14 protein-coding genes and 1 tRNA gene are annotated in these 9,995 nt (G+C 43.8%); 3 read left to right on the plus strand and 12 right to left on the minus strand.

Translation table 11 applies throughout. The features are described from left to right. Positions 1-885: 885 nt before the first annotated feature. Both B3V56_RS09275 and B3V56_RS09280 read left to right on the plus strand, forming a co-directional pair. Complete coding sequence (locus tag B3V56_RS09275) at positions 886-1,101, plus strand: hypothetical protein (RefSeq protein WP_289284206.1); 216 nt, start codon at positions 886-888, stop codon at positions 1,099-1,101. Continuing rightward, positions 1,098-1,274 (plus strand): helix-turn-helix domain-containing protein, encoded by a 177-nt coding sequence (locus tag B3V56_RS09280; protein WP_289284207.1) that lies wholly within the window; start codon positions 1,098-1,100, stop codon positions 1,272-1,274. The genes B3V56_RS09275 and B3V56_RS09280 overlap by 4 nt, the downstream gene beginning before the upstream one ends. Before the next feature lie 83 nt (positions 1,275-1,357). Here the strand turns inward: B3V56_RS09280 and B3V56_RS09285 are convergent. Beyond that, positions 1,358-1,433: transfer RNA gene (locus B3V56_RS09285), tRNA-Lys, on the minus strand. An 83-nt stretch (positions 1,434-1,516) separates the two neighbouring features. Here B3V56_RS09285 and B3V56_RS09290 point away from each other — a divergent pair. Then, entirely contained in the window at positions 1,517-1,801 is a 285-nt protein-coding gene (locus B3V56_RS09290) for a hypothetical protein (RefSeq protein WP_286303552.1), read from the plus strand. Here the strand turns inward: B3V56_RS09290 and queC are convergent. From queC to ruvA, 11 genes are read right to left on the minus strand one after another with little or no spacing between them, the layout of a single operon-like run. Continuing rightward, positions 1,798-2,469: a 7-cyano-7-deazaguanine synthase QueC gene (queC, locus tag B3V56_RS09295; RefSeq protein ID WP_286303551.1), complete on the minus strand. Its 672-nt coding sequence runs from the start codon at positions 2,467-2,469 to the stop codon at positions 1,798-1,800. The genes B3V56_RS09290 and queC overlap by 4 nt on opposite strands. Beyond that, positions 2,466-3,107, minus strand: coding sequence for a 7-carboxy-7-deazaguanine synthase QueE (gene queE, locus B3V56_RS09300; protein WP_289281731.1), 642 nt, complete (start codon positions 3,105-3,107; stop codon positions 2,466-2,468). Before queE ends, queC begins: the two co-directional genes overlap by 4 nt. A 22-nt stretch (positions 3,108-3,129) precedes the next feature. Further along, entirely contained in the window at positions 3,130-3,930 is an 801-nt protein-coding gene (gene ybgF, locus B3V56_RS09305) for a tol-pal system protein YbgF (RefSeq protein ID WP_289244059.1), read from the minus strand. A gap of 3 nt (positions 3,931-3,933) precedes the next feature. Beyond that, positions 3,934-4,500, minus strand: a complete 567-nt coding sequence (pal, locus tag B3V56_RS09310) for a peptidoglycan-associated lipoprotein Pal (RefSeq protein ID WP_289281732.1) — start codon at positions 4,498-4,500, stop codon at positions 3,934-3,936. 20 nt (positions 4,501-4,520) lie between these two features. Next, positions 4,521-5,819, minus strand: a complete 1,299-nt coding sequence (tolB, locus tag B3V56_RS09315; protein ID WP_289281733.1) for a Tol-Pal system beta propeller repeat protein TolB — start codon at positions 5,817-5,819, stop codon at positions 4,521-4,523. A gap of 12 nt (positions 5,820-5,831) precedes the next feature. Next, on the minus strand, positions 5,832-6,902 hold the full coding sequence (tolA, locus tag B3V56_RS09320) for a cell envelope integrity protein TolA (RefSeq protein WP_289281734.1): 1,071 nt from the start codon (positions 6,900-6,902) through the stop codon (positions 5,832-5,834). A 4-nt stretch (positions 6,903-6,906) separates the two neighbouring features. Then, complete coding sequence (gene tolR / locus B3V56_RS09325; RefSeq protein WP_289281735.1) at positions 6,907-7,359, minus strand: protein TolR; 453 nt, start codon at positions 7,357-7,359, stop codon at positions 6,907-6,909. 15 nt (positions 7,360-7,374) lie between these two features. After that, positions 7,375-8,043, minus strand: a complete 669-nt coding sequence (tolQ, locus tag B3V56_RS09330; protein ID WP_289244064.1) for a protein TolQ — start codon at positions 8,041-8,043, stop codon at positions 7,375-7,377. Beyond that, positions 8,033-8,452 carry a tol-pal system-associated acyl-CoA thioesterase gene (gene ybgC / locus B3V56_RS09335; protein WP_339608427.1) on the minus strand — a complete coding sequence of 140 codons (420 nt, stop codon included), beginning with the start codon at positions 8,450-8,452 and terminating at the stop codon, positions 8,033-8,035. The genes tolQ and ybgC overlap by 11 nt, the downstream gene beginning before the upstream one ends. Further along, entirely contained in the window at positions 8,442-9,455 is a 1,014-nt protein-coding gene (gene ruvB / locus B3V56_RS09340) for a Holliday junction branch migration DNA helicase RuvB (RefSeq protein ID WP_289244066.1), read from the minus strand. Before ruvB ends, ybgC begins: the two co-directional genes overlap by 11 nt. A 1-nt stretch (position 9,456) precedes the next feature. Beyond that, complete coding sequence (ruvA, locus tag B3V56_RS09345) at positions 9,457-9,993, minus strand: Holliday junction branch migration protein RuvA (protein ID WP_289284208.1); 537 nt, start codon at positions 9,991-9,993, stop codon at positions 9,457-9,459. Positions 9,994-9,995 lie beyond the last annotated feature (2 nt).

Consider the following 9,995-nt stretch of genomic DNA (forward strand, 5'->3'; position numbering starts at 1 on the left):
CAAGAGGAGCGCATATTACGCGAGCATTTTCATGAAAGCAACACAAAATCGTAATATTTTTGTCATATCACAATAACCCCTCTTTTGAACACCATGATTTCTTTCTCATCTTAGTGTTAACTAATTAATAAATAAGGTGTAATGATATAAATGCCTTTTTTGAGCAATCCATGACCAAACACTCTTCCCCAGTGACTCTATAGCTAATTGAGCGGCACACTTAATAAGAAAGCGCTGCACTTAGTGTGATTTACTACTGATAAATCACATTTACCTAGTATGAGCACGATTATTACCTTCAATTACGCTCTTAAGGATGCATAGTCAAATTAGACTAGTTGGCTCATCTTCATTGATGAAACCATTACTAAAGTTTTACTCATGAGAAAAAGATCTAGAGGCAATCATTAGAACTCAATGATCTCAACCTTCTGTTTTAAACTTTTTGAACTCTAGTCTTGGAATAGTCTTATTGCTATAGGACGATAACGAGTGAATCGTAGGTTTGTTTAATTATTTATTGCAGCTGACATTTAAAACTCTGCACAGATGAATTATCTGATTTTGTGATTTAGCTCATGCTAATCATAAACGACAGGCAATAAAAAAGGGCTATGCTATGAAGCATAACCCTTTTGAATTTGTGGTGGGCCGTCTGCGACTCGAACGCNNAAACGCCCGTGGTCGTATGGAGGCCGCGCTAGCGGCACTGGATGAGGAACAGGTATTTAATCGCGTGGGCACTAGGGGCGATACCTATACGATTAGGAGGCACCCCACAGTCGAACCTGGAGAGGATCGCTGGACCTGTACCTGCAAAGGGTATCGATACCGCAGCAGGCAGAAGTCGAACTACCAGTGCAAGCACATAAGGGAGATCAGAGAATGCCTGATACAACTGATGTAACCATTGGCCTGGATTTCGGCCTATGCCAGGCTAATGCCTACAATGCGTCAAAATACATGAACGAGCCTGTCACGGTCTACGCCATCGGGCGAGGCAAGGCAGAGCGCTATTTCTTTCGCTTAAAAAACGACCCCCGTGAGGTGGATGAGATGTGGCGCACTATCTGGCAGAGCAAAAGAAAGAAATCGGCATGAGTGGTTTACTGAGATACAAGGAAGTCGCTGAAAGACTGTCGATATCAGAGAATCAGGTCTACGTATTAAAAGCAACAGGAAAGCTGCCTTTTGTGAAAATTGGCCGATCTACTCGCTTTGATGAGCAGGACATCGCAGACTTTATTCGAAGGCGCAAACGACGGATAGAATGAAACCTGCTGTGTCAGTATTGTGTCAATCGGCCCCAAACCAAAAAAACAACCACCTACGAATTAACGTAAGTGGTTGTATAAAATGGTGGGTCAACTGGGGTTCGAACCCAGGACCTACGGATTAAAAGTCCGGTGCTCTACCAACTGAGCTAACGGCCCAAACCAAGCGGCATATAATACCGTTTTCTAAATAAATGACAACCCCTTTTGTGGATTTTTTTTAAATTAATTGTGAGGTGTCTATGCTCAATACTGTCAAACCAGACGAGGCGACACTCAAAACAGCTTTAAACAATGCTGAACTGATGATCGAGACCGGTCATGATTATCACCATGTCGCTCAGGCTCTATTATATTTGAATGAAAAAAACCAACTGATGAGCGATATGATAAGTGCAATCGAACGCTATCTACAATGTGAAAAAAACACGCCAGCAACGAACGAACTAGAAGAAATTTTACAGCGTTTTAAAACCTTAGAGACCGAGTCATTATTAATGACAGAGACAGAACTCAGTGTGGATTAAGCTTGATAGCGTGTTGGATCAGCTATTCCTGCTTGCATAAATCCTTCATGGCGAAAGCGGCATGAATCACATTCACCACACGCTCTGCCCTCACTATCAGCTTGATAGCAGGAGACTGTGAGACTGTAATCGACGCCTAATGAAATACCTTTCTCAATAATCGCCTGTTTACTCAGATCAATAAGCGGGGTTTCTATAGTTAATTTATTGCCTTCAATTCCTGTTTTTGTCGCTAAATTGGCCATCGTTTCAAAGGCCGCTATATATTCAGGCCGACAGTCAGGATATCCAGAATAATCTACCGCATTAACACCAACAAAAATGGCATCAGCTTCTAAAACCTCTGCCCACCCTAATGCAATTGATAAAAACACCGTATTTCTAGCTGGTACATAGGTGATTGGAATACCATCCTGGTGCTGTTTAGGTACAGCGATTGTGTTATCAGTCAATGCAGAACCACCAATAGCTGTCAGATCGATATTGATTACTTTGTGCTCTACCGCACTCATTGCTTCAGCAAGAATGGCAGATGCGTTTAACTCTGCGCGATGACGTTGACCATAATCAAAGCTCATGGTGTAACACTGATAGCCTTGTTGTTTTGCAATTGCAAGTACTGTGGCTGAATCAAGACCACCAGATAAAAGAACGACAGCTTTTTTCATCGTCCTTTCTCCTCTCCCCAGAGGTATTTATGCATTTGAATTTGCATTCTCACCGGTAAGTTATCGGCAACAACCCATTCAGCGAGCTCAGCAGGCTGAAGTTGTCCATGAATTGGCGAAAATAAAACTTCACATCGCTCATAAAGTTGGTATTGGTTTAGCTTTTCTTTTGCCCAGTCATAATCATCACGATGACACACGACAAATTTAAGCTGATCATGATTGTTCAATAACTCGATATTTTCATATCGATTCTTACTTTCCTCACCTGATCCCGGCGTCTTGATATCCATAACTCTACTAACACGCTTATCTACTTTACTAATATCCATGGCACCACTTGTTTCTAATGACACATCATAGCCACGATCACATAAAGCGGTTAATAAAGGTATACAGTTTGGTTGCGCAAGGGGTTCACCTCCCGTCACACAAACATACCGAGGATTGAAGGCAGCCACTTGGGCGACAATCTCATCAATATCCATCTTTTCACCACCGTGGAATGCATATTCCGTATCACAATAACCACAGCGAAGAGGACATCCGGTCAATCTGACAAATACGGTCGGTAAACCGACTGTGCGCGACTCACCTTGCAAAGAATAAAAAATTTCTGTTATGCGACATTGCGCCATAAATAATTACCGGCTAAATGTCTTAGTTGGTTGACTGATTAATACGATCTAATCTGGCTTTTGCAAGTCTGGCAGCGGAGCTATCAGGATAGGTCTCAATAACTTGATTCAATGTTGCTTGAGCTCGCTGAGTATCCCCCATTTCCTGTTCACTGAAGCCTCTTTTCAAAAGTGCATCGGCGACTTTTGTACTTGAAGGGTACTCATCAATGACAATTTGAAATAATGCTGCTGCATCAGCAAACTGTCTTAATACATATTTTGCTTCACCCTGCCAGTAATAAGCATTGGGAAGATAGACACTGCCCGGGTACTGTTCAGGGAACTTAGCCAAGGCATCAATAGCTTCTTGATATTGGCCGCTACGCAAGGTTTGCAATGCAGCCTGATAGGCGGCTTCACCATTTTCAACAGCGACAGGAGCTGTGCCAGAAGCTGGCTGATCTGCCGCTTCATCGATACCAGCGTTTGCTACAGAATTATCGGTTAATTCAGTACTGTTCGATGAGTTTGCGGTATTGGCAGAGCTATTATTTTCTAGCTGCTGCATACGCTCATCTAAGTCAATGTACATCTCTTTTTGACGTTTCTCAGCTTGTTCTAACTGATGTCTTAATGTTTCGTTATCACCATTGAGGCGTTGAATCTCATTTTGTAACTGATCAACTCGTGTAATCAGGTTCATCAGACCTTGGCCTTGGATGATTCTCTCCAGTCTTTCTACACGCTGCTGGAGTGGCTCTGTCTCTGCCCAACTGATATTGGGCAGAGCAGCAGCCAGAATCACGGCACAAATGAATTTTCTTTTGCCGTTAATCTGCATTTTTTATCGACCTAAATAAACAATTTCTACACGACGGTTTTGTGACCATGCATAATCATCTGAGCCATCAACTGCCGGTCTTTCTTCACCAAAACTGGTCACTTGGAACTGACTCATATCAGCACCTTGTAACATCAGAATTTGACGAATTGATAAGGCTCGACGCTCACCCAAAGCCAAGTTATATTCGCGTGAACCTCTTTCGTCAGTATGACCTTCTAATCTCACAGTCACATTCGGGTGTTTGGCTAGATATGCAGCATGTGCACGTAGTGTTTCTTGATCTTCTTGTCGTACGTTAGCGCTGTCGTACTCAAAATAAACAACACGGTTTGACAATGGATTCGAAGGATCATTTAACTCATTTCCGTCATAACCATCCTCACCAACGACGACCTGAGTTTCTGAACCGTACTCACTGCCATCAGCGTTACCATTCACACCAGATGTTTGAGCACTCAAATCCTCTACAGCGACATCACCTTCGTTCATCCCTTTATTAGGTGTTGAGCTACATGCGGCTAACCATAAAAGCGGAACAAGTACCGCGAACAATTTTAACTTTTTCATTTAACTAACTCCTATCACTCTTACTTTTTAAAAGGCGACCATGCCGGTTCACGTACCGCACTGCCTGACTCTCCCAGGCGTTGTTTAATTCGGCCATCAACGGACACTGCCGCTAATACACCTCTGCCTTTTTGCTCAGTCGCATATAAAATCATACGGCCGTTTGGCGCAAAGCTCGGGGACTCATCAGCTCGCGTTTCAGTTAACACCTGAACCGCGCCTGTTTCTAAATCCTGCACAGCAATATGGAATTTGCCGTTAACGCCATGCACCATTGTCATCATGCGTCCATCAGGAGAAATATCTGCAGAGGCATTATAGTTGCCTTCAAAGGTAAGCCTTTCAGCACGCCCACCATCTGCATTTACTTTATATATTTGTGGCCTTCCACCACGGTCAGACGTAAATAAAATCTCACGACCATTAGGCATCCATACTGCTTCCGTATCAATTGCCTGTGAGTTATGTGTGACTCGCGATAGTTTGCCTGAACTTAATTCTAAGACATAAATCTCAGGATTACCGTTTTTTGATAATGTCACCGCTAATTTTTTGCCATCTGGTGACCATGCAGGTGCACTATTTAGACCGCGAAAAGAAGCCACAGATTGTCTTTTACCCGTACTGAGCTCTTGTACAAAAATTTCAGACTTTGCATTTTCAAACGTCACATAAGCTAAACGATTATCGTCCGGTGCCCAGCTAGGAGACATGATCGGCTGTCTGGATTGCAATACAGTTCTTGGGTTTGCACCATCTGCATCAGAGATTTGTAAGGCGTAGCGCTTACTGCCATCGGCGTTCTTCATTTCTGTCACAAAGGCGAGTCGTGTTGAAAATACCCCTTTTTCACCTGTCAGTGTTTCATAAACAATATCAGCAATTTGATGCGCTAAAGTCCGCATCCCGGAAGCTGGGACATTATATCGTTTTCCAACTAATTGCTGTGATTTATAAACATCAAATAACTGGAACTGAACTTGATAGTTTTCCCCATCCTGGCTGCTAACTTTACCGATAAGCAGGCCTTCAGAACGAAGTAAACGCCAGTCAGCAAAGTTAACCTGTTGGCCTTCATGAGGCTGGGAAATCAACTCGCTCTGTTTCAGTGGAGCAAAGCGACCACTACTTTTTAAATCATTGCTGATAATACTGGAAATATCCTCTGGAGGCGCAAAACCTTCATTACCAAAAGGGACGACAGCGATAGGAAGTGCAGCTTCCGAACCACCTGTAATTTCAATTGTTAATAAAGCATGTGCAGGCCATGTTGCAAAGAGCATTAATGTCGCGACTACTTTTAACCAGCGTGTGAACATCACTTTCATCCTTTATTCGGGTTTAAAAATAAACTGAAAATCACGTAATGCAGCTGCAGCTTTTGGGTCTGATGGCTGCGGTAATGGTGCTGCTTTATATACAGCTGACTCTGCTGAACGATCAAATACTGCATTACCACTACTTTTCACAATTTTCACGTTTTTAACATCACCACCAGGTAACAGTGAAACTTGGACAGTACACTGCAAACCTGACTGAACGTTGGCCGGTCTTAACCAATAACGTTTAACACGCTGTTGAATCATTAGGCTGTATTGGTCAACCACTCCTTTAACTCGGCGAGCCTCACGTTCTTGCTGTTCTTGTTCTAGCTGACGCTGGAGATCAGATTCAGCGGCTTTTCTTCTCGCTTCCTCTTCCGCTTTACGTTTTGCTTCTTCCAATCGTTTTTTCTCAGCCTCAGCTTTGCGTTTTGCTTCCTCAGCTTTACGCTTCTCTTCTTCTAAGCGTTTTTTCTCTTCTGCGGCTTTTTGCTTCTCTTCTTCTAATCGTTTTCTTTCCGCTTCTGCTTTTTGCTTTTCCTCTTCAAGCCGTTTTTTCTCCGCCTCGACTTTCTGTTTTTCAATCTCCGCCTGTTTACGTTCAGCTTCAATTTTTTGTTTACGTTCTTCTTCGAGCTTTCGCTGTTTTTCAGCTTCTAGACGTTTCTCTTCTTCTTGTTTTCGTTGCTGCTCTAGCTCAGCAATACGCTGCTTCTCTTCCTCTGCAGCTTTAGCACGTTGCTCGGCTTCAATACGAGCACGTTCTTCCATATCCTGATATTCCCTTTCTTTACGCGCCAACTCTTTCTGTGTTTCTTCTAATTGCTCCTGCACTTTTTGCTGGCGCTCTTTTTCTGCGTTTTTCTTTTCTTGTTCTAATTTTTCAAGACGTGCGACCTCTTCTTCAACCAGAGTTTCATCAAGCACCGTTGCCTGAACAATTTCTTTCTGTGGTTCCTGGGCTAATGGTTTTGGCGTTGAGGTCAAATCCATACCGATAATGAACATGGCGAATAACACGACATGTAACACCAGAGATGATGCGCCAGCAAAAAGATTGTCGACGATGTTGTGTTTCATAGTATTACTGAGCGTTCTCGGTTGATTCTGGTTGCTGTGTAATCAGGCCGACACTGGGTGCACCAGCTTTCTGCAATAAAGCCATCGCTGAGATCACATGTCCATAACTCGCAGCGTTATCGCCTTTCACCATCACAGGGGTTTTGGGATTGCGACTTAAAACAGCGCTGGTTATGGCCATCAGTCTTTCTGGTCCTACCGCCTCATCCTGCTTGTCACCCACGGCCGCATAGAAATTTCCCTCAGCATCAACAGACACCACAAAAGGCTCTGTATTTTCCGGTGAATCAACTGGATTCGCATCGGCTTGAGGCAAGTCCACTTGGACTCCCTGAGTTAACATCGGTGCTGTGATCATAAAAATAATCAGTAGCACCAGCATGACATCGATGTACGGAACGACATTGATATCGCTCATCGCCTTACGTCGTAGTCGTCTGTTTGAATGTACAGCCATGACCTAACCTCGGGGTTAACTATGTTGACGCTGTAAAATTGAAGAAAATTCTTCCAGGAAAGTATCGTAACGATTGATTAATCGTTCTACTTCATTGGAATATCGGTTATAGGCGATTACAGCCGGAATGGCCGCAAAAAGGCCCATGGCCGTGGCGATCAATGCTTCTGAAATACCGGGTGCCACCATAGATAAGGTCGCTTGCTGCACATTGCCCAGGGCACGGAAAGAGTTCATGATGCCCCAAACTGTACCAAACAAACCGATATATGGACTGGTTGAACCTGCTGTTGCCAGAAATGGCAGTGAGGTTTCTAACTGATCAATTTCTCTAGCTAGAGAAATTCGCATGACGCGCTGTGCCCCTTCGAGGACATAATTACTGTCTGTTGAAGATTTTTTTAAACGGACAAACTCTTTAAAACCGACTTCAAAAATACCTTCCATGCCTCGGCTGGTATGGGGTCTTGACGAGATATCTTCATAGAGTCGATTAAGTTCATTACCTGACCAGAACTTATCTTCAAAATTATCCGCATCGCGTTTTGCTTTCGCTAATTCCCCCCGTTTACGGAAAATAATCAACCACGAATAAAATGAAATCATTACTAACACCAGCATAACCAGCTTAACGATCAAACTCGCTTCGGCTATTAGGGTGATAATCGATAGATCAGCAGTCACTATGCAACTCCGTCAAAATAAAATTAGGTATAGGTTTTGGGCGAAATGTCTCTGCGTCAAGACTCGCCACTCTGACCAAAGCATCGCACAACAGTTCCTCACCACGATAGATACTTTGTTCAAATACAATACTGGCACCAGCACGTTTTTGTAATCGGGAGGTCACGTGCAGTGCATCATTAAATACCGCAGGACGCCGATAATTAATCTGCATGGAGTGCACAGCAAATAGCAGCCCTTGCTCATGTCTGAGCGTGCTCTGCTCAATGCCTAAGGATCTTAACCACTCAGTCCGGGCCCGTTCCATAAAGTTCAAGTATTGCGAATGATACACGACTCCACCACTATCGGTATCTTCATAATAAACTCGGATTGGCCAAACAAATTCCTGCATAAAATTACTGGCCATCCAACGTCAGATCAGGACTTAATCCCAAGTGTAGCCAAGCACGTTTTGTGGCTACTCGTCCGCGTGGTGTGCGCATGATGAAGCCTTCCTGAATCAGATAAGGTTCTAACACATCTTCAATTGTGCCACGCTCTTCGCCAATCGCCGCAGCGAGGTTATCCAGGCCAACAGGTCCACCTTCAAACTTTTCAATAATAGCCAGCAATAACTTGCGGTCTAACATATCAAAACCGTAATTATCGACATCCAGTAAGTCCAGCGCTTGTCTGGCAATTTCTGCTGTTACCTCACCGTTAAAGCGCACCTCAGCATAATCTCTGACACGTCGCAGTAAACGGTTTGCTATACGCGGCGTACCTCGTGAACGTCGTGCTACTTCATTGGCACCACTGGCATCTAACTTCACATTCAAAATACCAGCACTGCGCTCAACAATCGTACTCAAATCCTTTATGTTATAGAACTCCAGTCTCTGCACAATCCCAAACCGGTCGCGTAACGGTGATGTCAGCGAACCTGCGCGTGTTGTCGCCCCAACTAAAGTGAAGGGCTCCAAGTCGAGTTTGATGGAGCGGGCGGCAGGGCCTTCACCAATCATAATATCGATTTGATAATCTTCCATCGCCGGATAAAGCACTTCTTCAACGATGGGGCTTAAACGATGAATTTCATCAACAAACAACACATCGTTTGGTTCAAGATTGGTCAGTAATGCAGCAAGATCACCTGGTCTTTCCAGTACAGGCCCCGATGTTTGCCGCAAATTAACGCCCATTTCATTGGCAATGATATTAGCTAGGGTTGTTTTACCCAGTCCAGGCGGACCAAATATTAAGGTGTGATCGAGGGCTTCTTTTCGTTGTTTTGCGGCTGAAATAAACAAATCCATTTGTTCACGCACAACAGGCTGACCGATATAATCTTCAAGCGTAATGGGGCGTATCGCACGATCAATACGTTCTTCATCGTTATTGCTCTGTGGCGAAATAAACCGTTCTTCCATGTCAGTTTCTCTGCAATGCCTGGCGAATAATTTGTTCTGTAGTCATGCCTTCACTATCAAAACTACGCAACATTTTATCGGCTTCATTAGGCTTATAACCTAATGCAACGAGTGCTTCAACGGCTTCACTTTTAGCCCCAGCTGTTGTCATTGGCATGTCCGAAACAATGGTATCAATACCCATGGCAGAACTAACCTCTTTGAGTCGGTCACGCATTTCAACAATGAGTCTTTCTGCGGTCTTTTTTCCCACACCAGGTAGTCTTGTCAGGCTGGCAGTGTCCCCTTCCTGAACGCTACGAGCAAAAGCATCCACATCACTGCCTGAAAGAATCGTTAAGGCAAGCTTGGCTCCAACGCCATTGACTTTCAACAGACTTCTAAAGAGTAAACGCTCACGTTCCGTAGCAAAGGCATATAAAAGCTGAGCATCTTCTCTGACCACCATATGCGTGAAAAGCATCACTTCTTCATTTACAGCAGGTAAATTGAAGAATGTCGACATAGGTGCAGATAACTCATAACCAACGCCATGCACAT

It is taken from the genome of Methylophaga sp. UBA2513 (assembly GCF_002341285.1).
GTDB classification, from domain to species: Bacteria; Pseudomonadota; Gammaproteobacteria; order Nitrosococcales; family Methylophagaceae; genus Methylophaga; species Methylophaga marina.

Coding starts and splice junctions, on each gene's coding strand:
- B3V56_RS09280 (WP_289284207.1), top strand. CDS start 1,098: ATGAGTGGTTTACTGAGATACAAGGAAGTCGCTGAAAGACTGTCGATA.
- pal (WP_289281732.1), bottom strand. CDS start 4,500: ATGAAAAAGTTAAAATTGTTCGCGGTACTTGTTCCGCTTTTATGGTTA.
- tolR (WP_289281735.1), bottom strand. CDS start 7,359: ATGGCTGTACATTCAAACAGACGACTACGACGTAAGGCGATGAGCGAT.
- ybgC (WP_339608427.1), bottom strand. CDS start 8,452: ATGGCCAGTAATTTTATGCAGGAATTTGTTTGGCCAATCCGAGTTTAT.
- B3V56_RS09275 (WP_289284206.1), top strand. CDS start 886: ATGCCTGATACAACTGATGTAACCATTGGCCTGGATTTCGGCCTATGC.
- ruvB (WP_289244066.1), bottom strand. CDS start 9,455: ATGGAAGAACGGTTTATTTCGCCACAGAGCAATAACGATGAAGAACGT.
- tolA (WP_289281734.1), bottom strand. CDS start 6,902: ATGAAACACAACATCGTCGACAATCTTTTTGCTGGCGCATCATCTCTG.
- queE (WP_289281731.1), bottom strand. CDS start 3,107: ATGGCGCAATGTCGCATAACAGAAATTTTTTATTCTTTGCAAGGTGAG.
- queC (WP_286303551.1), bottom strand. CDS start 2,469: ATGAAAAAAGCTGTCGTTCTTTTATCTGGTGGTCTTGATTCAGCCACA.
- B3V56_RS09290 (WP_286303552.1), top strand. CDS start 1,517: ATGCTCAATACTGTCAAACCAGACGAGGCGACACTCAAAACAGCTTTA.
- ybgF (WP_289244059.1), bottom strand. CDS start 3,930: ATGCAGATTAACGGCAAAAGAAAATTCATTTGTGCCGTGATTCTGGCT.
- tolB (WP_289281733.1), bottom strand. CDS start 5,819: ATGTTCACACGCTGGTTAAAAGTAGTCGCGACATTAATGCTCTTTGCA.